Source organism: Bradyrhizobium archetypum (assembly GCF_013114835.1).
Classification (GTDB): domain Bacteria; phylum Pseudomonadota; class Alphaproteobacteria; order Rhizobiales; family Xanthobacteraceae; genus Bradyrhizobium; species Bradyrhizobium archetypum.
Map to the genome: position 1 here is coordinate 851,996 of NZ_JAAVLW010000001.1, position 21,729 is coordinate 873,724.

The following is a 21,729-nucleotide window of genomic DNA, read 5'->3' on the forward strand; positions in this document are numbered from 1 at the left end:
TCGACATGACCCTTTATATAATGGGTCGCGGCAGGGGGTATCGCTCGGCCGGCCTTGGCGTCTACGCGAGTGAACGTACCGGCCGGCGGAGAGTTGAGAGAACCCCGGTTTCGTGGGAAGACGGCGGCAGCACATTAGCCAAAAAGCGAGATTTTCGTCATGACCTATCGCGCGCCGATCTCCGACATCCTGCTCGCGCTCAACCACGGCGCCGGCCTGCAGGCGGCCGTGAAGGCCGGCCATTACGGCGACTTCGACAGCGACATCACCGCCGCCGTGCTGGAGGAAGCCGGCAAATTCGCCGGCGACGTGCTGGCCCCGCTGAACCGGGTCGGCGACGAACACGGCATCAAGCTCGCCGACAACAAGGTGACGACCGCGCCGGGCTGGCCGGACGCCTATCAGCGGTGGGCCGCCGCCGGCTGGAACGCAGTGTCGGGCCCGGAAGTCTTTGGCGGCCAAGGCCTGCCGCTGGCGATCAACGCGGCCTGCACCGAAATCTGGAGCGCCTCGAACGTCGCGTTCGGCCTCTGCCCGCTGCTCACGCTCTCGGCGATCGAGGCGCTCGATGCCCATGGCAGCGAGGAGCTGAAACAGATCTATCTGCAGAAGCTCGTCTCCGGCGAATGGACCGGCACCATGCAGCTCACCGAGCCGCAGGCCGGCTCCGATGTCGGCGCGCTGCGCACCCGTGCCGAGCGCGCCGGCGACGGCACCTATCGCATCAAGGGAACAAAAATCTTCATCACCTATGGCGACCACGACATGACCGACAACATCGTGCATTTCGTGCTCGCCCGCCTGCCCGACGCGCCCGCGGGCACCAAGGGGATTTCGCTATTCCTGATTCCGAAATTCCTCGTCAACGCCGACGGCTCGCTGGGCGCGCGCAACGACATCTATCCCAGCGGCGTCGAGCACAAGCTCGGCATGCATGCCTCCCCCACCTGCACCATGACGATGGGCGATCATGGTGGCGCCATCGGTTACCTGATCGGCGAGGAAAACAAGGGCATGCAATGCATGTTCACGATGATGAACCAGGCCCGCCTCGGCGTCGGCCTGGAGGGCGTCGGCATCGCCGACCGCGCCTATCAGCAGGCGCTGGCCTTCGCGCAGGAACGCAAGCAGGGGCGCGCGGTCGGCAAGAAGGGCGACGGGCTCGATCCCATCATCGTGCATCCCGACGTCAAGCGCATGCTCCTGCAAATGCGCAGCATGACGGCGGCCGCACGTTCGATCTGCTACGCCACCGCGGTCGCGCTCGACATTGCCACGCGCGCCAACGACCCGAAGGTGCGCGCCGATGCGGCCGCGCGCGGCGCGCTGCTGACGCCGATCGCAAAGGCCTTCTCCACCGATATCGGCAACGAAGTGACGTATCTCGGCGTGCAGGTCCACGGCGGCATGGGCTTCATCGAGGAGACCGGCGCCGCGCAGCATTACCGTGATGCGCGCATCACCTCGATCTACGAGGGCACCAACGGCATCCAGTCGATCGACCTGGTCACGCGCAAGCTCGCGGCGAATGGCGGCGCGTCGGTCTGGGCGCTGCTCGATGAACTCAGCAGCATCGTCAAGCAGGTCGAAACCTCGAACGATCCGGCCTTCGGCACGACGGGGGCAAAACTGCGCGACGCACTCGGCTCGCTCGAACGCGCCAGCAAGTGGCTGTTGGAGCGCGTGGCGTCTGCGCCGAACGACGCGCTGGCGGGCGCCACGCCTTACCTGCGCCTGTTCGGCTCGACGCTCGGCGGCTGCATGCTGGCCGGCGAAGCGCTGGCCGCCAGGAGCAACGGCGAGGCGGGCAGCGATCCGCAACGCTACGTGACGGTCGCGCGGTTCTTTGCCGAGAACATCGCCGTGCAGGCAGGATCGCTGGAGAAGACCGTGACGGACTCAGCCGATGCCGTGAACGGCGCGGACGCCGCGTTGCTGGGGTGACGGCATCGTCGCAACACAAAACGTCGTCATGCCGCGCGCTTCTCTGTCCGATAGCGCACACACGTCTCAGAATTGAACAATAAGTTCCATGCTGAGCCCGTTGTTTAGAAGCAACACCCATAAAAAAAGGAATGCTCCCGTATCGTCCCGCCGTTGCGCATTCATTTCGCAATCCGAAGAATGAACCCCGTCGCGTGCTTGGCTGTGTAATCAGGCTCATGCGGAGCCTTGGGAGGCCGCATCATGGACCCCTGGCGGTTGGCTACGAAGGCGCAGCGCCGAATCAATGCCCTCGCGGGCACGGCCCTCGCGAGCTGCGTTCTCGCCTGGCTCGCAGGCGTTGGTTCACCTTCCATCGAACATGTCAGCGCTTCTATCGATAATGCCCGTGGTTCCAGCAAGAGCGCCGGCGCAATGCCACCTGTGGAACGCCGCGAGCGATCTCTCATCGCAAATACTGCACCTGCGGACACGCCACAGGCGATCGTCACGGCTATCGCCGCCGAGGTGGCGACGGCGACTGCATCCGCGCCAGAGAAAGCCACCAACACGACGGCAGGCCTGGATCAGTCGAAATCTTTTGTCGTGGCATCGCTGACCGATCCGGCGCAGGTGTTCCCGACTGAAGCGCCGGCCGTCCAGGCGGCGACGGCGAGCACGCCTGATCTCGCGCCAGCGAAAGTCGCCGCCAAAATGGCGGCGCTATATGAGTCGATATCGCTTTTCGAAATTTCGTTGACCGATCCGTCGCAGGTGCTGCCGGCCGAGGAACCGTCCAGCGAACTCGCGATGGTCACCCCGACCGATGTGGTGCCTGACAACGCCCAGCCGGCGATTCCTCCCCTCCAGATCAACGAGGAGTGTCTCGTCGCGGAGATCTGCATCGATCGCTACCTATGGGCCCTGTACGAACGGGCGCCCAAGATCGACGCCATCAAGGTGCACGAACAGCGCAAGGTGACGATCAAGCGCAAGGGCAAGACGAAAACTGTCACCCGGACCTTCACCAGGCGTGTCGACGAGGACTTCACCTGGAAGGACCCGAAGGCCGCTGAAAGAGCCGGCATGTCGATGATGGACTATGTGATTGGCGGCATGGACCGGAAGTTCAAGCTCAAGCTGTTTCACACCCTTCACGCGGCCGAGCAGGCTGGCCTCTCTCCCGGCATCACCAGCGCGTTCCGCGATGATTACCGTCAGGGAATCGCAAGCGGCCTGAAGGCGGCAACCGACCGGTCCTACCATGGCGGCAGCTTCCGCGGCGGCTATGGCCGCGGGCTTGCGGCCGACATTGTGAGCGTGAAGGGCGCAACCCGCGCGCAGCGCTGGGTCTCTACCGAAAAGCTCTGGAAGTGGATCGACGCGCACGGCAAGGAATTTGGAATTGGCCGGCCGTACCTCGACAGAGACCCGCCCCATGTGGCGCCGACCGACGGCCAGGAATATGTCTCTCGCCGCGGTGGGGAGAAAACCCAAATCGCGGAAGCGAAGACCAAGAACGACGCTGAAGCGAAGACGATGAAGGTTGCGGACGCGAAGATCAAGAAGACTCGCGCCGTGGAAGCGAAGGTCAAGAAGGGCAGCCGGCAGGCTGCGCGGGACGATCATCGCAAGGCGAAACGGGTCAAGACCGCTAAAATCGCCAAGACGGCCAAGACGGCTAAGACGGCCAAGCTCGCGAGAGCGAGGACCATGTAGCCGGCTCAAAGCCCGCTCACGCTCCTGTCAGGGGCGGATCAATCCCTTCCGCTGAACCAGGCGGCCGCAGGAGTCAGCCCGTGTTCCTGACCGCATCAGCCAGCATGGCGTAAAGCTCGCGCTTGGTGAGTTCTTTGGCCGGCGTCGCTGCAGGCTTAAGCCTCAACACCTTCGGCTTGGACACCACCCGATCCACCGGCCGAGCACAGGCCGCCGCCAGCTTTGGCTTTCGCGTCGGCACTGAAACGATCTTGGGACTGGCGGTAGGCGGCTTGTGACCCCGCTTATGGCCCAAGCGCTTCAGCTTGGCGCTCACGGCGTTGCGGCTGTAACCGAGCCTGCTTGCGATCTGACCCGCGCTGTGGCCCTCGGTCCAGAGTCTCTTGAGCAGTGCTACGTCGTTCGCATCCCAACTCATGGAGATGGTTATACGCCTGATCTCAGCGCGAGGCGAGTCTTTGCTGATGGCGCGCCTTCGACAGCCCATCTTGTCGTTAATGCTGACGTTACCCGACTCGCGCCGGTGACATCACTCATCATCTCGGTTCGCGGGCTCGCGAGGTCGCCGCAGCGACCGTCAAGGCGATCGCTGCGGGATCGCAGCACAGCACCATCAACAGGATCAGCCATCGCACCGCCGCTTCGGGCGCGACGCCGACCATCATGGCGAGATACTGGATCGGGCCTGCGGATGCTTCGATGCGCGCGCGTTCGCCCGCCAGCGCCGCGCGTTGGCTTTGCAATCCGACCAGCGTTGCGGTAGCCGCCTGCCGCTGGGTATGCAACCGATCCCGTGTCGCACGTTCCTGCGTTGCGATGTTGATGGCCCGCGTCACCCGGCCGCGGCGTGTCGATTCATCGACGGCACGGTCGATTTGCGCGATGCGGCTCGCCAGATCGGCGACGACGGCCGATTGCGCCGAGACGCGGGCGTCGAGCGATTCAATGCGCTCGCTGACGCCGGAGCGCGCCGTGGCCGCGACGCTGACATGTGCCTCGACCAGCTTGCCGAACACGCCGGCAGCGTTGATAAGCGCAAGGCCGGCAACGAGGGTGACCATGACAAAACGCATTTTCCAACTGGTCAGGCGCCAATGCGCGGCCAGCCATCCCGCGATCACGAGCTTGCCGGCTTCCATCGTGGCGGCAAGCACCATGACCGCAACCGGATCGCCGGGAAAGATTTCGGCCATGCCGGCGACGGAGAAATAGGCCGCGACCGTGGCCAGCGCCAGCGCTGCCGCAAGGGCGAAGCCACCGCGGCCGGCGCGCTCGGGTCGCGGTGGTGCCGGTACGGCGTCGGGCACGGCAGAGACGGACTCTGCCATGCCGGGCGCGGCGGAAACCATCGGCGGCTCAAGCGGCGCGCTGGGTGCCGCTGGTTCGATGTTGGCTTTGGTTACCTCCGTTGCCTTCGCCTTGGCCGCCCTGGTGCCTTTGGTACGACCGCCCGCCGAAGAGGAGCGGCTGCGCTTCTTCGCCGGCAGCGGCGCCTTGCCGGAGGGTTCAATGTTGAGCTCTTCCGCCGGTGTTGCCACCAGCCTTGGAGTGCGGTTTGAGGCATTGGCCCAGGCATCAAGCTGATGCCTGATGCGCATGGCGTCGCTATCGCCCTCCGTCAGTTCGGGCGTGGAGATCGCTCGCGTGGTTGCACGGCCTGTCATGTGACCCCCTGCCTCGTAACGGCGAAAGTCAGCTTCTCCTCGGTGAAGAATTGGAGCGCGCCATAGCCTTTCGGGGCGACCGGATGTCCAAAGCTTCCGTCAGGAATCGGAAACACAGCGACAACAGTGCCCGACCCGTGATCGTTGGCGACGTTTTCGGCTCGCTCGCCAATCGCAAACTTCGACATCGAAAACCCCTTCTGGATTCGTGGGCGCGATTATATCCGCACGCGCCGGCCATCGCTGCTTAACGATGCGGCTTCCGAAATTTACGACGCTGGTTGTTGCACGAATGCCGCATCCTGCTCGCCGGAACCGCATCACGCGTTGCGCGCAAGGCGAGCACGGCCTGATGTTAGAATTGAGTCGGAAAGGCTGGTCGCGAACGAAATCCGCCCGACGATCTGAATTTGCGGCTCGCGCTGGAGCGGCCTCTCCTGCGACGATGCACGTCCTGCCACGGCAGGCTTCATCGCGCGCCGAACAACCCCTTCCAGAACTGTTGCCGGACAATGACAGTCACGGCCGATCCCGCGCAGAGACCGTAGTTCTACGCTTTGCGAATCGTCCACGTCAGAACTCTACTATTGCCGCAATTCGTATTCCTTGAGCGTTCTGTCCACCGTCCGTGCCGAAAACGGCGCGGCTTTGAAGTGCGTCGTTTTACGGACCGATTTCCTTAAAGGCCGGGCGCGCACCCTGCTGGCACGAACCCTGCATGGCCTGAGCGAACCGGGTGTTCAACAACGAAGGTCACCATGCTCGTTACTCTCATCGCTGTTCTCTGCAACAGCCAGCTCTGCCTCGAAAAGGTCGTTACCACCAGTGAGCAGTCCGGCATTACGATGGGCGCCTGCGCGGTCAACGCGCAGATCGGCATCGCCGACTGGCTCTCCAAGGGGCCATATCACGCGTGGCAATTGAAGAGCTACAAATGCGTGCTCGGCAAATACGTTCCGAAGAACGAGGCGTGAGCGCGTAACACGTAGCATGTAAGTGGATGGAGCCAACGGTGCCGGCCGAGAGCCGCGCCCGTTGGCTCTACCTTACCCTACGCGACTTACGAAATCGGCTTCAGTCCCGCTTCGATCGCCGCCCTTCGCGGCTCCAGGAACGGCGGCAGCGCCAACCTCTCGCCGAGGCTTTCCATCGGCTCGTCGGTCGCGAAACCCGGGCCGTCGGTGGCGATCTCGAACAGGATGCCGTTGGGCTCGCGGAAATAGAGACTGCGGAAATAGAAGCGATCGATCTCGCCGCTGTTGGGAATGCGCAGCTCATTCAGCCGCTGCGTCCAGGCGTGATACTGGGTTTCATCCGGCGTGCGGAACGCGACATGGTGCACGCCGCCGGCGCCCTGGCGCGCCGCCGGCGAGGCCTTGTCCTCGAGCACGTGGAGTTCGGCGGCGGGGCCGCCCTCGCCCATCTCGAACACATGAATTTCCGCACCGTGGGCGGCATAGTCGCGCACGCGGCGCATGTTCATGACCTCGGTCAGCACGAAGGCGGTGCGCGACATATCGTGCACGGTCAACACGATCGGACCGAGCCCGCGGATCTGATGCTCCGGCGGCACCGGGCTCTTCTCCCACGGCGCGGCTGGGCCCGCGCCGCTATCGTCGATCAGCACCAGCCGCTGCCCCTCGCCGTCCTCGAACGGCAGCGTCAACCGGCCGTCGACTTCGACGACATCGCGGACCGCCGCACCGGCACTCTTGAGCCGATCCCGCCAATAGCCGAGCGCCTTCTCGCCCGCGACGCGCAGGCCGGTGCGCGAGATCGAGTTGGTTCCGCGATGCTCCGGCGCGGCCGGGAAATCGAAGAAGGTGAGATCGGTGCCGGGATTGGCTTTGCCGTCGGCGTAGAACAGGTGGTAGGCGCTGACGTCGTCCTGGTTGACCGTCTTCTTGACCAGCCGCATGCCGAGCAGGCCGGTATAAAAGGCCAAATTCTCCCGCGGCTTCGCGGAGATTGCGGTCAGGTGATGAATTCCGCCTAGCTGCATTGCATTGTCCTCGCAGTCACATCCCCGGGAAAATCGCAGGTTGTAGTTTGGTCTATAGCCGGATCATGTAGGATGTGACCCGATGATTGGCCAGCGGCACCGTTGCCGCCGGCGTTCCAGGGGCACGTTCATGACCGGGCATCTCATTGTCTCAGACGAAGACGCGACACGCGTGATCAAGCTACGGCGGCCCGAAAAGAAGAACGCCTTCACCCAGGACATGTATCGTGGAATGAGCGATGCGATCGACAAGGCGCAAAACAACCCCGATATCCGCTGCATCATCATAACGGGCGGTTCGGGCGTGTTCACCGCCGGCAATGATCTTGAGGACTTTCTCAAAGAGAGCACTTCGAATACCGACACGCCACGCGGCGCGTCCAACGCCGTAAAGCTGCTTTATTCGCTGGCGCACAACGCCAAGCCGATCATCGCCGCCGTCGACGGCGTCGCGATCGGCATCGGCACTACCATGCTGTTCCATTGCGACTATGTGCTGGCCAGCACGACCGCGACTTTTTCTACGCCGTTCATCAATCTCGGACTGGTGCCCGAGGGCGCCTCCAGCCTGTTGATGCCGCGCACCATGGGCCACCAGCGCGCCTTCGCCATGCTGGTAATGGGCCGCAAGTTTTCCGCCGACGAGGCGCGCGATGCGGGCTTCGTCAATGTGGTGGTTGCGCCCGGACATACCGAAGCGGAGGCGCGCAAGGTCGCGCGCGAGATTTGCGCGTTGCCGGCGGAAGCCGTCGCGATCACGCGCAAACTGCTCAAACTGCCGCCGGAGGACATGACGCGCCGGATCGACCAGGAAGGCCATCTGTTCGGCGAGCGGTTACGCTCCAAGGAGGCGGTGACGGCTTTCAAGGCGTTCTTCGAGCGGAAGAAGGGGTAAGGCCCGCCGTCATTGCGAGCGAAGCGAAGTAATCCACCGCGCCGCATCAAGAAAGAATGGATTGCTTCGTCGCTGCGCTCCTCGCAATGACGTGGAAACATCAAAGCCATGAAATTTCTTTTCCGCCCTATCCTCGCTTCTGCAATCACGTTGACGCTTGCCGCGCCCTCTCTCGCCCAAACCCCGGCGCCGGTCGACCTGCGCATTCTCGCGATCAACGATTTTCACGGCTATCTCCGCCCGCCGCCGGGCGGGATCACGATTGCCGATCCCGAGGACAGGGCGAAGAAAGTCGCCGTCGCGGCCGGCGGTGCCGAGCATATGGCGACGCTGGTCGGTCAGCTTCGCGAACGACAGAAGAACTCGATCTTCGTCGCGGCCGGCGATCTGATCGGCGCCAGCCCGTTTTTGTCTGCGATGTTCCATGACGAGCCGACGATCGAAGCGCTGTCGATGATGGGGCTGGCGCTTTCCTCCGTCGGCAATCACGAATTCGATGAGGGCAAGGACGAACTCTTGCGCATGCAGAATGGCGGCTGCCATCCGGTCGACAAATGCCAGGGACCGCACCCGTTTGCGGGCGCGAAATTTCGCTATCTCGCCGCCAGCACCATCGAGAAGAGCAGCGGCAAAACAGTGTTTCCTGCTTACGAAATTCGTGCGTTCGACGGCATTCCGGTCGCCTTCATCGGCCTGACGTTGAAGGGCACCTCGGGCCTCGTTTCACCTGTTGGCATTGCCGACCTCGAATTCCGCGACGAGGCCGATACCGTGAACGCGCTGATCCCCGAACTGAAGGGGCGCGGCGTCGAGGCCATCGTCGTGCTGGTCCATGAAGGCGGGTTGCCGACCGGGGACTACAACGAATGCCCTGGCATTTCCGGGCCGATTGTCGACATCGTCAAGAAATTCGACAAGGCGGTGGATGTCGTGGTTACCGGCCACACCCATCGAGCCTATGTCTGCGAGATCGACGGGCGGCTCGTCACTTCCGGCGACAAATATGGCACGCTCGTCACCACGATCGACCTGAAGCTTGATCCGACAACCCGCGACATCGTCAGCGCCAAAGCAAACAACAACATCGTCCGCACCGCTGCTCTTGCAAAAGACCCGCAACAGACCGCGCTGCTGGACGCCTATGACCGGCTTGCCGCACCAATCGCCAACCGCCCGGCCGGCGCGGTTACAGCAACGCTCTCGCGCACGCCGAACGCCGCCGGCGAAAGCCCGCTCGGCGACATCATCGCCGATGCGCAGCTCGCAGCGACCAGCAGCGAGGCGAAAGGTGGCGCAGTCATCGCCTTTACCAACCCCGGCGGCGTGCGCGCCGATGTTACGCGCCGGGAAGATGGCGCGGTGACCTATGCCGACCTGTTCGCCAGCCAGCCGTTCCGCAACCAACTGGTGACGCTGACGCTGACCGGCAAGCAGATCAAGGACATGCTGGAGCAGCAATGGCTCGATCCGAAGCGGCCGCGGATTCTGCAGGTCTCCAAGGGTTTTTCCTATGCATGGGACAACAACCGGCCTGACGGCGAGCGCATATTGCCCGAGCGGATATTGCTGAACGGACAGCCGGTCGATCCCGCCACGAGCTATCGCGTCACCGTCAACAATTTCCTGTCGGTCGGCGGCGACGGTTTCACCGTGCTCACCAAGGGAACCGCACCGCTGGTCGGCGTCTACGACATCGACGCGCTGCATGAGTACTTCCAAACCAACAGCCCGGTTGGTCCGACCGCAGTGGATCGCATTGCCAGGATCAACTGAGCTGAATGCCGCGGGCCTTTCCGAGCGGCCCCTAACCGCCTAGATTAGCCGCTCCTTGCCGGCGCGCTCCTTTACGCCAGGATTTCGCATGACGCTGCTTCTGACCCATACCGCCTGTCTCGACCATGTCACGCCACCGGGGCATCCGGAACGCCCCGACCGGCTGCGCGCGGTCGCCGAGGTGCTGGCGGACCAACGCTTCAAGCCGCTGACGCGCAGTGAGGCTCCGGAAGGCAGTCTCGATTCCGTCACGCTGTGCCATGGCGAGCATTATGTCGGCGAGCTCCGCCACATCGCCCCGCAGAGCGGCATGATCTATATCGACGGCGACACCTCGATGTCGCCGGGCACCTGGGAAGCGGTGATGCGCGGCGTCGGTGGCGCGGTGGCGGCAACCGATGCTGTCATGTCCGGCTCCCATCAGAACGCTTTCGTCGCGGTGCGTCCGCCCGGCCATCACGCCGAGGTCTCGAAGCCGATGGGCTTCTGCTTCTTCGATAATGTCGCGATCGCCGCGCGCCACGCCCAGCGCAAATACGGCATCGGCCGCGCCGCGATCGTCGATTTCGACGTCCACCACGGCAATGGCACGCAGGATATTTTCTGGCACGATCCGACCGTGATGTATTGCTCGACGCACCAGATGCCGCTGTTTCCGGGCACCGGCGCCAGCGGCGAGCGCGGCGAGCACGACACCATCGTCAATGCGCCGCTGGCCTCCGAGGACGGCAGCGCCAAATTCCGCGCCGCCTTCGAAAACCTGATCCTGCCGCAATTGCAGAAGTTCTCGCCGGAACTGGTCATCATCTCCGCCGGCTTTGACGCGCACTACCGCGATCCGCTGGCTTCGCTCAACCTCAAGGCGGATGATTTCGGCTGGGTCACGCGCAAGCTGATGGATGTGGCTGATGCGAGCGCCGGCGGCCGGGTTGTCTCGGTGCTGGAAGGCGGCTACGACCTGCAGGGGCTGAAAGAGTCGGTTGCGGCGCACGTCACGGCGTTGATGGGCACGTAAATCGCCACCACAATAGGCCCGCAAAAGCCTTTGTTTTGACGCGTTTTCTTGGCGCGGACCGGTATCCATGCCGCCTGAAAACGTTATAGTTTGATTCTGCGCTCTTATGATGCGCATTCGGGAACTCGATATGGCCGAAAATGCTCAAGTAAACGCCCAGATGGACGTCAAGAAACTCTCCTTCGAGCGCGCGATGGAGGAGCTCGAATCGATCGTGAAGCGGCTCGAGGACGGCAAGGTGCCGCTTGAGGAATCGGTCGCGATCTACGAACGCGGCGAAGCCTTGAAGCGCCGCTGCGAAGAGCTGCTACGGCAGGCGGAAGCCCGCGTTGACAAGATCACCACCGATGCCAGCGGCCAGGCCGCCGGCATCGAGCCGCTCGACGTGCAGTAAGCCATCGACTGGTTCTTCGAGATTCGGCGCAAGAATTGGGAATATTGGGCGAATTTCCGCCCTCCTCACATGGCAGGTGAACCAGCCGAATTAGTTCCTCCGGCTCGGCGCAGGCTGATATAGTCCGCCGACATTTGGGGACAGTACGTGCGCGTCCAGCACCGCCATATCATCTATATTCAGGGCTACGATCCGCGCGGGCTGGCACAATATTACCGCATGTTCCGGACCGAGCTGCGCAAGTTCGGCCGGCTTTATCAGCTCCAGGCCACCATCAGCCGGCCCAAGGTCGCCGCCGATGACGAGATCGCGTCCTGGACCATCGATACCAAGGCCGAGGACTGGCAGACCCGCACAAGCTACGATTTCCTCCGGTTCGAGGATTTCATTCAGCAGGACCTAGCGTCGCCGATCTGGCGCACCGTGTTCAACGCGGTCTGGATCTACTGGCGCCTGGTTTTCGCCGGCACCATCGCCCGTTTCGGCAAGGCGAACTGGCGTTTCGCGACCTTCATCACCTATCCCCATCTGATGCTACTGCTCGAGGCCGCGTGTGTCGCGGGCATCGCCTTCGTGTTCGAGAAAGGCCTAAACGCGATCGGCATTCCCGACGCCTTCAGCATCGCGATCGCGGTCGCCATCTTCGTGGCACTGCTCGGGGCCGTGCTGAAATACACGGAAAACGCCACTTACGTGCTCTATCTGCTATGCGACACGATCTGGACCTGGGCGTTCTCGCATCGCGAGCGGCCGGAATGGGATCAGCGGATCGACCGCTTCGCACAGCATCTCGTCAATGTCGCCAAGAGCACCGATGCCGACGAAATCGTCATCGTGGGCCACAGCTCCGGATCGTTCCTGAGCACGGAAATGCTGGCGCGCGCGCTGAAGCTCGATCCGGCGCTCGGCCGTTACGGCCCGCGGATCGTGCTTCTGACCATCGGCGGCAATTTCCCGATCGTCGGCTATCACGCCGTGTCGAAGCAGTTCCGCGATCATCTGCGGATGCTGGCGGTCGAGCCGTCGATCGACTGGATCGACTGTCAGGCCCGCAAGGATGTGATGAATTTCTACCAGTTCGATCCGATCGCAAGCCACGGCATCGACGTCGGCGCCGCAAGGCGCAACCCGACGATCGTGCCGGTCCGCTTCCGCGACATCATCCGGCCTGAGCACTACGAGAAGTTTCGCTGGCAATTCTTCCGTGTGCATTTCCAGTTTGTGATGGCCAATGAGCGGCCCAATTTCTACGACTTCTTCATGATCGTCTGCGGTCCGGTCTCCCTCAGCGCCCGGATGGCCGTCCCCGATGCCGCGCTTGAGATCGCGACCGGCGATTCCGCCGCTCGCGATCGGGCCTGGAAAAGGCTCGAGGCGGGCACAATGGGGGCCGCAAGTGCCGCCGATTTCAGCAAACTGGAACCATCCACTCGCCGCAGCGGTTGAAAAGCCGGGATTTTTTGCCCCGGGGCGGTCCGGAACCGATTCGGCTGTCCGGGTTGGCTTTGGCGACGGCTTTAGTGTAAAGCTTGCGGTTCTATGGGCTGGGGAGAGCAGCTTGCGGCTGACTTCGGACGGCTGCAAACACTTCAAATAGCTGAAGAAATGAACCGGGAAGGGTTAGAAGCTACTAACGTGATGCATATCACAGGGGTCTAACTGGAGTGCATCTAAGCTTTCAAATCAGCTACCGGCCTGCCGGGTGGCAGGCGGGCGCGGATTTTCACGGCGCGGTTAACGCGCTTCCCGTCTCGCGTCGGGACTTCATCCCGACATGCAAAATTGGAATATCGCTGTGACCACATTTAGTAAAACGCCGCTTCTCGACACCATTCGCACGCCCGACGACCTTCGCAAGCTCAAGATTGAGCAGGTGCGGCAGGTCGCGGACGAGCTCCGCCAGGAAACCATCGACGCGGTGTCGGTGACCGGCGGCCACTTCGGCGCCGGCCTCGGCGTCGTGGAACTGACCACCGCGATCCACTACATTTTCGATACGCCGCGCGACCGCCTGATCTGGGACGTCGGCCACCAGGCCTACCCGCACAAGATCCTGACCGGCCGCCGCGACCGCATCCGCACGCTGCGCACCGGCGGCGGCCTCTCCGGCTTCACCAAGCGCACCGAGAGCGACTACGATCCGTTCGGCGCGGCGCACTCCTCGACCTCAATTTCGGCCGGCCTCGGCATGGCGGTGGCACGCGATCTCTCCGGCGGCAAGAACAACGTGATCGCCGTGATCGGCGACGGCGCGATGTCGGCCGGCATGGCCTATGAAGCCATGAACAATGCGGGTGCGATGAATTCCCGGCTGATCGTCATCCTCAACGACAATGACATGTCGATTGCGCCGCCGGTCGGCGCGATGAGCGCCTATCTCTCTCGCCTCTATTCCGGCAAGACCTACCGCACGCTGCGCGATGCCGCCAAGCAGATCAATAAGCGCCTGCCGAAGATCATCGCCAATCGCGCCAACCGCGTCGAGGAATATTCCCGCGGCTTCATGATGGACGGCGGCACGCTGTTCGAGGAACTCGGCTTCTATTATGTCGGCCCGATCGACGGCCATAACCTCGACCATCTGCTGCCGGTGCTCAAGAACGTCCGTGACATGGAAACCGGCCCGACCCTGGTTCATGTCGTGACGCAAAAGGGCAAGGGCTACGCGCCTGCGGAAGCCTCCGCCGACAAGTACCACGCCGTCGTCAAGTTCGACGTCGCGACCGGCGCCCAGGCGAAAGCCAAGCCGAACGCGCCGGCCTACCAGAATGTGTTCGGCCAGAGCCTGGTCAAGGAAGCCGAGAAGGACGACAAGATCGTCGCCATCACCGCCGCGATGCCGTCCGGCACCGGCGTCGACATCTTCAACAAGTCCTTCCCCCAGCGCACCTTCGACGTCGGCATCGCCGAGCAGCACGCGGTGACGTTTGCCGCTGGCCTTGCCACCGAAGGCTACAAGCCGTTCTGCGCGATCTACTCGACCTTCCTGCAGCGCGGCTATGATCAGGTGGTCCATGACGTCGCGATCCAGAGCCTCCCGGTCCGCTTCGCAATCGACCGCGCCGGCCTGGTCGGCGCCGACGGCGCGACCCACGCCGGCTCCTTCGACAACGCCTATCTCGGCTGCCTGCCGAACTTCGTCATCATGGCCGCTTCCGACGAGGCCGAGCTGGTGCACATGGTCGCGACCCAGGTCGCGATCAACGACCGGCCGAGTGCGGTGCGCTATCCGCGCGGCGAAGGCCGCGGCGTCGAAATGCCCGAAGTCGGCATTCCCCTCGAAATCGGCAAGGGTCGCATCGTCCGCCAGGGCAACAAGATCGCCCTGCTCTCGTTCGGCACGCGCCTGGCCGAGTGCGAAAAGGCGGCCGAGGAACTCGCCGCCCATGGCCTCTCCACCACGATCGCCGACGCGCGCTTCATGAAGCCGCTCGACGTCGATCTGGTACTGAAGCTGGCGCGCGACCATGAAGTGCTGCTCACCATCGAGGAAGGCTCGATCGGTGGCTTCGGCTCGCATGTCATGCAGACGCTGTCCGACTACGGCATGCTCGACGGCGGCCTGCGGATGCGCGCGATGATTCTCCCTGACGAGTTCCTCGACCACGATACGCCGAACGCGATGTATGCCCGCGCCGGGCTCGACGCCAAGGGCATCGTCGCTAAGGTGTTCGATGCGCTCGGCAAGGATTACAAGACCGAGAGCGTGAAGCTCGCCTAAGCTTGAGGCTATCCGCGGACACGCTTGACCTCTCCCGCTTGCGGGGGAGGTCGGAGGGAACGCAGTCCCGCCGTGGATCCTAATCGTTTCTTAGCGCCGGTAATCCCATGAAGATCTATCTGGCAGGTCCCGATGTGTTCCTGCCGGATGCGATCGAGATCGGACGCCGCAAGACCGCGATCTGCGCCCGCTATGGCGTGACCGGCCTCTATCCGCTCGACAACGCCATTGACCTTGCCGCCGCCGACGCCTCGCTCGCCATTTTCAAGGGCAATGAGGCGATGATGGACGCGGCGGACGCGATCATTGCCAATTTGACGCCGTTTCGCGGCCCCAGTGCCGACGCCGGCACCATCTATGAACTCGGCTACATGGCCGGCCGCGGCAAGCTCTGTTTCGCCTACAGTAACGATCCCGCCATCTATGCCGAGCGGGTCGCGCGATCCTTTGCGGTCAGCAAAGCCGCCGGCGGCCATCTGGTCGACGATGACGGACTGACGGTCGAGGATTTCGGCCTGCCGGACAATCTCATGATGATTCACACGCTGGACCTGCATGGTGCTAGACTGGTGACGCCGCGAGAACGGCCTCAAGACATCTGGCACGATCTCACCTCGTTCGAGGCCTGCGTCGCGCTCGCGGCGGATGCGGATCGCGCCACCGGCAAATCGGACTGACATTGGCTGAGAGGAACGACAGCGAGACTTCCGCCCGCAAGCGCGTGGACGTGCTTCTGGTCGAGCGCGGCCTATTCGACAGCCGCGCCCGCGCCCGCGCGGCGATCGATGCCGGCGGCGTGACGGCCGACGGCCGGCCCGTATTGAAGGCGTCGGAGATGATTTCGGCCAACGCCGAATTGTCGGCGCAGCCCGCCCACCCCTACGTTTCGCGCGGCGGCATCAAGCTCGCCGGCGCGCTGGAGCAGTATCCGATCGAAATCGAGGGCCATGTCTGCCTCGACGTCGGCGCCTCCACCGGCGGCTTCACCGAGGTGCTGCTGGCGAACGGTGCGAACCTCGTTTTCGCGATCGATGTCGGCCACGGCCAGTTGCATCCCTCGCTGCGCATCCATCCCCGGGTCGTGTCGATGGAAGAAACCGATATTCGCAAGCTCGAGGGCACGCGGCTGCCGGTGCGGCCCGATATCGTCGTCATCGATGTCAGCTTCATTTCCTTGAAGGCGGTGCTGCCGGCGGCGCTGTCACTCGCCGCGGCACCGATGCACCTGCTCGCGCTGATCAAGCCGCAATTCGAGGCGGAGCGGAAGCACTCCAAGCACGGCATCATCCGCAATGCGATGGTGCATCAGGAAATCTGCGACGACATCTCGGCCTTTGCGGCCTCGCTCGGCTGCACCGGTATCGAGGTGTTTCCGTCCTCGATCAAGGGCGGCGACGGCAATATCGAATTCTTCATGGGCGCCCGCCGTGGCTGAGACCGAGCGCCTCGTCATCGACCATGTTGGCCATCACGGCGACGGGGTCGCGATATCAGGCGGCGGCAAGATTTACGTGCCGTATGCGCTCGGCGGCGAAACCATCGAAGCCGGTCCGGCTCCCGGCCACCATCCCGACCGCCGGCGATTGCTCAAGGTCGAGACCGCCAGCCCGGCGCGGATCGCGCCGTTCTGTCCGCATTTCGGCGTCTGCGGCGGTTGCGCGATCCAGCACTGGGACGCCGAGCCGTATCGCGCCTGGAAGCGCGAACTGGTGGTGACGGCGCTGGCGCAGGCCGGAATCGATTGCGACGTGGCGCCTCTGGTCGATGCCCATGGCGCGGGCCGCCGGCGTATCACCCTGCACGCGCGGGTGGGAACGCACGACGTGCTCAAGGTCGGCTACGCGGCGGCCGGCTCGCACAACATCATCCCGATCGACCGTTGCCCGATCCTTGATCCGCAATTGAACGGCGCGATCGAGGCGGCCTGGGCCGTCGCCGAGCCGCTGATCGCGATGGGCAAGCCGCTGGATATCCAGATCACCGCGACCGATAGCGGATTGGATATTGATGTGCGCGGCTCCGGCCCGTTGTCGACGGCCTTGATCACGCGGCTGTCGCGCATAGCAGGGCAGCACCGGCTGGCGCGGCTGACGCGCCATGGCGAACTGGTCTTGATGCGAACGCCGCCGGTTATCTCGATCGGCACCGCACAGGTCGTGCTGCCGCCCGGCTCGTTCCTGCAGGCCACGGTGGCGGGCGAGGAAACGCTGGCAGCGCTGGCATCTGAGCATTGCAAACGCGCCAAATCTATCGCTGACCTGTTCTGCGGCGTGGGCCCCTTCGCGCTGCGGCTAGCTGCGAAGTCGCGCGTCACCGCCTTCGACAGCGACGCCGGCGCGGTCGGGGCGTTGCAGAAGGCAGCGACCACTACCTCCGGACTGAAGCCGATCAAGGCGGAGGCGCGCGATCTGTTCCGCCGCCCACTGATGCCGCAGGAATTGCGCGACTACGACACCGTCGTATTCGATCCGCCACGCCAGGGCGCCCAGGCGCAGGCGACGCAGCTTGCCGCGAGCAAGGTGCCGACGGTGGTCGCAGTGTCCTGCAACGTCGCAACGTTCACGCGCGATGCAAAGATTCTGATCGACGGCGGCTACCGGATCGAAGGCATCACGCCGGTCGACCAGTTCCGCCACACGCCGCATGTGGAATTGGTGGCAAGGCTTAAGAGGTAAGTATCCTGTCTTCACCCTCCCCTGGAGGGTGAGAACAGCTACCTTCCCCACCTGTCCTGCCAGATCTTTTCTCCGATCATGCAATTGACGCGTGGCTCGCGGCCTGCGGCGGGCACCACGGGGCGTTCGGGCGTGCGGCCGGCGACCTCCAACAGCAGCTTGGTGCGGATCGCTTCCTTGAACTTGTCGCGGTCCTTGATCGTGACGACGAAGGATCCAGGACCGCCGATGACGCAGTCCTCGTAGTAGAAATCGAGATTGTCGATATCCATGGTGGAGTAAGACGGCTCCTTCACCATGATCGGCAGGCCGTTGATGATGATACCCTTTTCCACGGCGGCATCGCGCGCGACCGTCACGGGCATGCCGTTGTTGTTGGGACCGTCGCCGGAAATATCGATCACACGCCGCAGGCCGCGGTGCGGGCTTTCGTCGAACAGCGGCAAGGCGAAGTTGATCGCACCGGAGATCGAGGTGCGCGAGGCGCGGCGGATCGGGGTCTTGACGATCTCATTGGCGACGGCGTCCGCCGTCTCCGGCCCGTCGATCAGGCGCCACGGGATGATGATCTTCTGATCGGTGGAGGCCGCCCACTCGAAATAGGTGACCGCGATCCGGCCATTCGGGCCGCTCTTCAGCGCCTGCAAGAATTCCTTGGAGACGATCGCCTGTGCATAGCCTTCCCGCTGCAGCGCGAGTTCATCCATGTCCATTGAATAGGAGACATCGACGGCCAGGACGAGTTCGACGTCGACGGTCGGATTGGCGTCCTTGTCGGCAAGTGGACGGCCCTCCGTGTTCGCCTGCTGGCCCGGCCAGTTCGTTGGGTTCGGTGCAGCAACACCTGCCACGTCGCCGCCGGCGAGTACGCCGGCCACAAGCACGACCCCGATCGAGACATACCAGCGCATTGCGGCCCTCCCGTCGAACGTCAGTGATGGTGACATGCAAAACGGCCGGCGCAAAGCGCTGAAATCATTTGTCCTTCACATTCGGGTTAGGATCAGGTTCGTCCACAGCCGGCCCTGCCCGGCGGGTTCCACAGCGCAATTCACCCAGGGCCCTGCTCGCGGAATCCCGCCGTGCTAATTCCGGTGGCGCGATCGTTCGGAACTCTCGGCAAACCCCAGTTTCAGGACCGGGCCGGAGCCTGTAAACTGATCGAGACGGCCATCAGCCGCGGCGATCAGACCATGGCGCAGCGTCTGGCGGATTGCCGCGCCAACTGAGCGCGTGCCGTCTGACTCATTTGCTTCGGGACGCTGGAAATGGCCGATACCGCCGTCACGCCCAAAACCAAGGTCAAAACCAAGACGGAGCGGCCGCGGCTGCACAAGGTCATCCTGCTCAACGACGACTACACGCCGCGCGAATTCGTCGTCACGGTGCTGAAGGCCGAATTCCGCATGACCGAGGACCAGGCTCACAAGGTGATGATCACCGCGCACCGGCGCGGCGTTTGCGTGGTCGCCGTATTCACCAGGGACGTCGCCGAAACCAAGGCGACCCGCGCCACCGACGCCGGCCGCGCCAAGGGCTATCCGCTGCTGTTCACCACCGAGCCGGAAGAATGATTTTTCCAGTGCTCGGCTCTGGTTCAATCCGAACGCGGATCTACTAGCCTAGAGCATGATGAGATCAGGTCCGGCCTGATGCTTCGTTGAACGCCCAAACAAAATATCGAAAACAACCCCATGCAAAGTAGCCGGCGACGACCGACGTAGCTCGCCGATTTCCCGAAACCATTTGACGCGTCGGGCAAATCATCGGCACAGTGGCATCATGGCCGCGGCTGGGTTGGCCCGGGCGCGGACTCATTAACGCGCAGCCACAGCCTGATTGATGCAAGTTGAACGAACGCGAGGTAGCGGCTCGCGATGCGCCCGAAAGCGGACGCATTATGCTCACTTTGAGTTTTGTCGAGTTTGACCCTGGCCGGACCTCCCGCGATTTCCGCATTTCCGCCGCCCGTGAGAGCTCAGCAGACATCGCTCAGAAATTGCAGAACGGTCGCGATTTGTGAGTACGCGCCATCCGCTAATTCAGTTTTCCCTTTTGGGCATCGGACGATGGATGCGTGGCCTTCGCCGAATTGCGCGCCTCCACCCGGTCTGCCAGCATCCGAAGCTCATCCGCAAGCACGGTCCCTCTCGGAACCAGATAATCATGGGAAATGCGATCATTCATATAAACGCGGAAAACCACTTCTTCCGCAGTCTCAACGATCCGCACTCGTTCAATGCCGGGAAGGGCCATGCTGTCTGCGGCCGGACTTCCAATCGCCTCCTCTAACGAGGTCCTCAACGCACCGATAAGGTCCGCCGCCTCTACTGTGCTTATAGCGATTTCGTGTTTACCGTGCTGATCGGTGAATCCAATAATCACCCTTCCATCCCGTGAATCCGTATAGGTTAATTTCATAACCTTGTCTCTCGTTACGTACTTAGCAGCAGCGCGATCCGCCTAAGCTCTCATGAGTGTTCAAGCGCTCGAAATCAGTGGGATGACGGTGCGGCACTTTCCGGCGGAAGATGGAACTGGCGGTTCGGCGGCCAACTCAACAGACACGTGACCAAGCCCATGCTCATTCAACAGCTTGGTCAATTTGGAATGCACCGCTCGCCAAATCCGGTTTGGATCAGCGTCGGTTGCGGGATGTAGGCGAATGCGCAATTGTGTTGGCGCAGTCTGCACTATCTGAAACAACTCCACACCGGGTACATGATCGATCTCAAGCGCGAGCGGCGGCACTGCGACTTTCTCTCCGCATTCGGTTGGAAAGGTGAGGATGTCGGCAGCGCGGCCCCGCACGCTGATCGCCGGAAGCGGGTTGCCGCAAGGACAAGGATCAGGTCGTTGCAGGATGCGGCCGCCTAGATCGTAGCGGAGGATCGGCTGCACGCGATTGGCGAGGTTGCTTACGAGGACCGTATGCGATTCCTCGCCGGGCGGAACCGGCTGATAGCTCGCATCGACGGGTTCGAGAATCACCCAATCGCTGTTGACATGATACCAACCGTGATCACAGCCGATAGCCATGAACAGGCATTCCGTCGCGGCGTAAACGGTCCGGACGTTTGCGTGGAATGCCCTTGCGATCCGGTCGTATCCGTCCTGCGAAAGCCCTTCCGAAGTCGGAAGAACCAGCACCGGCTGAATATGCAGGCGACCGGCATCCTGCTCGGCGGCCAATAGTGCCATGACGCTGGCGTATCCGATGAGCAGAGCTGGGCGGTACCGATTGAGTTCGGCGACCAGATTGCGCAACGGTGCCTGCGCCGGAAGCGCCCGTAATCGTCGGGACCGTTTTGTGCGGATTGCAGAAAAGCTGGTTGCGCCGATGTAATGGCCGCCCATCGCCAGCACCGACGCCGTGCGGCCGCCGCGGACGAGGAGACGAAACATGTCGCTGGCGTCAAGCCAGCCCATTATCATACGCAGCGAAAAAGCGAGAGTGACCGTCCAATTATGTGTGTCCAACAGAAATATTCCAGGTGTCCCGGTGCTGCCCGACGTGGTTGCCACGGAATACTTGCCAAGGAGCCGTTGCCCGATCAGATCAGGGTCATCGACGAACGCTCGCATTGCCGCGAAATTAACTTCGCGATCGGTGACCCAGTCGTCAAAATGGCGCATTAGCTCTTGCTTATTAGCCACCGGCAGCACGGACGAACTCTCAATCCGCTCCGGTAAACCCTGATAGAGTTCGCGATAATAGGGCGAGTTGGCGCGAGCGAAGGCGACGGCCTCGCCAAGCCGAGCGCGTTGTCGCTGCGCGATGGCGTTGAGGCCTTGCCTTCTTGCCCGGTGCGCATCGAGCAATATCGATGAGATGCTTTCACTCATGACAAGTGAACCGACAGCAGGCGAGCGCACGGCGATGACTTCACGTCGCACCACCGCGCAAGAGGCTCGCGAAGGCTTACAGGATCATCAGAAGAACGACCT

At 63.0% G+C, this 21,729-nt stretch carries 19 protein-coding genes; 13 read left to right on the forward strand and 6 right to left on the reverse strand.

Going from position 1 to position 21,729, the window contains the following annotated elements; translation table 11 throughout:
- The first annotated feature begins 159 nt into the window (after positions 1 to 159).
- Positions 160 to 1,944 carry an acyl-CoA dehydrogenase family protein gene (locus HCN50_RS03750; RefSeq protein ID WP_171708241.1) on the forward strand — a complete coding sequence of 595 codons (1,785 nt, stop codon included), beginning with the start codon at positions 160 to 162 and terminating at the stop codon, positions 1,942 to 1,944.
- Positions 1,945 to 2,358: 414 nt separating this feature from the next.
- Entirely contained in the window at positions 2,359 to 3,642 is a 1,284-nt protein-coding gene (locus tag HCN50_RS03755; RefSeq protein WP_210264750.1) for a M15 family metallopeptidase domain-containing protein, read from the forward strand.
- Between the two features lie 73 nt (positions 3,643 to 3,715).
- Here the strand turns inward: HCN50_RS03755 and HCN50_RS03760 are convergent, their stop codons facing one another.
- Together HCN50_RS03760 and HCN50_RS03765 are read right to left on the reverse strand one after the other, a co-directional pair.
- Positions 3,716 to 4,060 (reverse strand): GcrA family cell cycle regulator, encoded by a 345-nt coding sequence (locus tag HCN50_RS03760; RefSeq protein ID WP_171708242.1) that lies wholly within the window; start codon positions 4,058 to 4,060, stop codon positions 3,716 to 3,718.
- A gap of 118 nt (positions 4,061 to 4,178) precedes the next feature.
- Positions 4,179 to 5,306, reverse strand: coding sequence for a hypothetical protein (locus HCN50_RS03765; protein WP_171708243.1), 1,128 nt, complete (start codon positions 5,304 to 5,306; stop codon positions 4,179 to 4,181).
- 758 nt (positions 5,307 to 6,064) lie between these two features.
- Here HCN50_RS03765 and HCN50_RS03770 point away from each other — a divergent pair.
- Positions 6,065 to 6,280, forward strand: coding sequence for a hypothetical protein (locus tag HCN50_RS03770; RefSeq protein ID WP_171708244.1), 216 nt, complete (start codon positions 6,065 to 6,067; stop codon positions 6,278 to 6,280).
- An 86-nt stretch (positions 6,281 to 6,366) separates the two neighbouring features.
- On the opposite strand, the gene HCN50_RS03775 is transcribed toward HCN50_RS03770, so the two are convergent.
- Positions 6,367 to 7,308, reverse strand: coding sequence for a ring-cleaving dioxygenase (locus tag HCN50_RS03775; RefSeq protein WP_171708245.1), 942 nt, complete (start codon positions 7,306 to 7,308; stop codon positions 6,367 to 6,369).
- A 130-nt stretch (positions 7,309 to 7,438) separates the two neighbouring features.
- Between HCN50_RS03775 and HCN50_RS03780 the strand changes: the two genes are divergently transcribed.
- The 9 genes from HCN50_RS03780 (at position 7,439) to HCN50_RS03820 (ending at position 17,781) form a co-directional block, all read left to right on the forward strand.
- Entirely contained in the window at positions 7,439 to 8,203 is a 765-nt protein-coding gene (locus HCN50_RS03780) for a crotonase/enoyl-CoA hydratase family protein (RefSeq protein ID WP_171708246.1), read from the forward strand.
- A 108-nt stretch (positions 8,204 to 8,311) separates the two neighbouring features.
- Positions 8,312 to 9,976 (forward strand): bifunctional metallophosphatase/5'-nucleotidase, encoded by a 1,665-nt coding sequence (locus tag HCN50_RS03785; protein WP_171708247.1) that lies wholly within the window; start codon positions 8,312 to 8,314, stop codon positions 9,974 to 9,976.
- Between the two features lie 88 nt (positions 9,977 to 10,064).
- The gene (locus HCN50_RS03790) at positions 10,065 to 10,991 is read left to right on the forward strand and encodes a histone deacetylase family protein (protein ID WP_171708248.1); all 927 of its coding nucleotides are present in this window, start codon (positions 10,065 to 10,067) and stop codon (positions 10,989 to 10,991) included.
- A 130-nt stretch (positions 10,992 to 11,121) separates the two neighbouring features.
- Positions 11,122 to 11,385 (forward strand): exodeoxyribonuclease VII small subunit, encoded by a 264-nt coding sequence (locus tag HCN50_RS03795; RefSeq protein WP_171708249.1) that lies wholly within the window; start codon positions 11,122 to 11,124, stop codon positions 11,383 to 11,385.
- A gap of 147 nt (positions 11,386 to 11,532) precedes the next feature.
- Complete coding sequence (locus tag HCN50_RS03800) at positions 11,533 to 12,831, forward strand: hypothetical protein (RefSeq protein WP_171708250.1); 1,299 nt, start codon at positions 11,533 to 11,535, stop codon at positions 12,829 to 12,831.
- A gap of 328 nt (positions 12,832 to 13,159) precedes the next feature.
- Positions 13,160 to 15,106 carry a 1-deoxy-D-xylulose-5-phosphate synthase gene (gene dxs / locus HCN50_RS03805; RefSeq protein ID WP_171708251.1) on the forward strand — a complete coding sequence of 649 codons (1,947 nt, stop codon included), beginning with the start codon at positions 13,160 to 13,162 and terminating at the stop codon, positions 15,104 to 15,106.
- A 107-nt stretch (positions 15,107 to 15,213) separates the two neighbouring features.
- Positions 15,214 to 15,783, forward strand: a complete 570-nt coding sequence (locus HCN50_RS03810) for a nucleoside 2-deoxyribosyltransferase (RefSeq protein WP_171708252.1) — start codon at positions 15,214 to 15,216, stop codon at positions 15,781 to 15,783.
- Positions 15,784 to 15,785: 2 nt separating this feature from the next.
- Positions 15,786 to 16,541: a TlyA family RNA methyltransferase gene (locus HCN50_RS03815; protein WP_171708253.1), complete on the forward strand. Its 756-nt coding sequence runs from the start codon at positions 15,786 to 15,788 to the stop codon at positions 16,539 to 16,541.
- Positions 16,534 to 17,781, forward strand: a complete 1,248-nt coding sequence (locus HCN50_RS03820) for a class I SAM-dependent RNA methyltransferase (protein ID WP_171708254.1) — start codon at positions 16,534 to 16,536, stop codon at positions 17,779 to 17,781. Before HCN50_RS03815 ends, HCN50_RS03820 begins: the two co-directional genes overlap by 8 nt.
- Positions 17,782 to 17,819: 38 nt before the next feature.
- Here HCN50_RS03820 and HCN50_RS03825 read toward each other — a convergent pair whose 3' ends face one another.
- Positions 17,820 to 18,692: a DUF1194 domain-containing protein gene (locus HCN50_RS03825; protein ID WP_171708255.1), complete on the reverse strand. Its 873-nt coding sequence runs from the start codon at positions 18,690 to 18,692 to the stop codon at positions 17,820 to 17,822.
- A 357-nt stretch (positions 18,693 to 19,049) separates the two neighbouring features.
- On the opposite strand from HCN50_RS03825, the gene clpS reads away from it, so the two are divergent.
- A complete protein-coding gene (gene clpS, locus HCN50_RS03830) occupies positions 19,050 to 19,355 on the forward strand; it encodes an ATP-dependent Clp protease adapter ClpS (RefSeq protein ID WP_171708256.1) in 306 nt (101 codons plus the stop codon).
- Positions 19,356 to 19,818: 463 nt separating this feature from the next.
- Here clpS and HCN50_RS03835 read toward each other — a convergent pair whose 3' ends face one another.
- Both HCN50_RS03835 and HCN50_RS03840 read right to left on the reverse strand, forming a co-directional pair.
- Positions 19,819 to 20,202 carry a hypothetical protein gene (locus tag HCN50_RS03835; RefSeq protein ID WP_171708257.1) on the reverse strand — a complete coding sequence of 128 codons (384 nt, stop codon included), beginning with the start codon at positions 20,200 to 20,202 and terminating at the stop codon, positions 19,819 to 19,821.
- Between the two features lie 60 nt (positions 20,203 to 20,262).
- Entirely contained in the window at positions 20,263 to 21,627 is a 1,365-nt protein-coding gene (locus tag HCN50_RS03840; RefSeq protein ID WP_171708258.1) for a phenylacetate--CoA ligase family protein, read from the reverse strand.
- Positions 21,628 to 21,729 lie beyond the last annotated feature (102 nt).

What these genes read in the sequence shown, in the direction of transcription:
- HCN50_RS03750 (WP_171708241.1), top strand. Translation starts at nt 160, where the DNA reads ATGACCTATCGCGCGCCGATCTCCGACATCCTGCTCGCGCTCAACCAC.
- HCN50_RS03755 (WP_210264750.1), top strand. Translation starts at nt 2,359, where the DNA reads ATGCCACCTGTGGAACGCCGCGAGCGATCTCTCATCGCAAATACTGCA.
- HCN50_RS03760 (WP_171708242.1), bottom strand. Translation starts at nt 4,060, where the DNA reads ATGAGTTGGGATGCGAACGACGTAGCACTGCTCAAGAGACTCTGGACC.
- HCN50_RS03765 (WP_171708243.1), bottom strand. Translation starts at nt 5,306, where the DNA reads ATGACAGGCCGTGCAACCACGCGAGCGATCTCCACGCCCGAACTGACG.
- HCN50_RS03770 (WP_171708244.1), top strand. Translation starts at nt 6,065, where the DNA reads ATGCTCGTTACTCTCATCGCTGTTCTCTGCAACAGCCAGCTCTGCCTC.
- HCN50_RS03775 (WP_171708245.1), bottom strand. Translation starts at nt 7,308, where the DNA reads ATGCAGCTAGGCGGAATTCATCACCTGACCGCAATCTCCGCGAAGCCG.
- HCN50_RS03780 (WP_171708246.1), top strand. Translation starts at nt 7,439, where the DNA reads ATGACCGGGCATCTCATTGTCTCAGACGAAGACGCGACACGCGTGATC.
- HCN50_RS03785 (WP_171708247.1), top strand. Translation starts at nt 8,312, where the DNA reads ATGAAATTTCTTTTCCGCCCTATCCTCGCTTCTGCAATCACGTTGACG.
- HCN50_RS03790 (WP_171708248.1), top strand. Translation starts at nt 10,065, where the DNA reads ATGACGCTGCTTCTGACCCATACCGCCTGTCTCGACCATGTCACGCCA.
- HCN50_RS03795 (WP_171708249.1), top strand. Translation starts at nt 11,122, where the DNA reads ATGGCCGAAAATGCTCAAGTAAACGCCCAGATGGACGTCAAGAAACTC.
- dxs (WP_171708251.1), top strand. Translation starts at nt 13,160, where the DNA reads ATGCAAAATTGGAATATCGCTGTGACCACATTTAGTAAAACGCCGCTT.
- HCN50_RS03810 (WP_171708252.1), top strand. Translation starts at nt 15,214, where the DNA reads ATGAAGATCTATCTGGCAGGTCCCGATGTGTTCCTGCCGGATGCGATC.
- HCN50_RS03825 (WP_171708255.1), bottom strand. Translation starts at nt 18,692, where the DNA reads ATGCGCTGGTATGTCTCGATCGGGGTCGTGCTTGTGGCCGGCGTACTC.
- clpS (WP_171708256.1), top strand. Translation starts at nt 19,050, where the DNA reads ATGGCCGATACCGCCGTCACGCCCAAAACCAAGGTCAAAACCAAGACG.
- HCN50_RS03835 (WP_171708257.1), bottom strand. Translation starts at nt 20,202, where the DNA reads ATGAAATTAACCTATACGGATTCACGGGATGGAAGGGTGATTATTGGA.
- HCN50_RS03840 (WP_171708258.1), bottom strand. Translation starts at nt 21,627, where the DNA reads ATGAGTGAAAGCATCTCATCGATATTGCTCGATGCGCACCGGGCAAGA.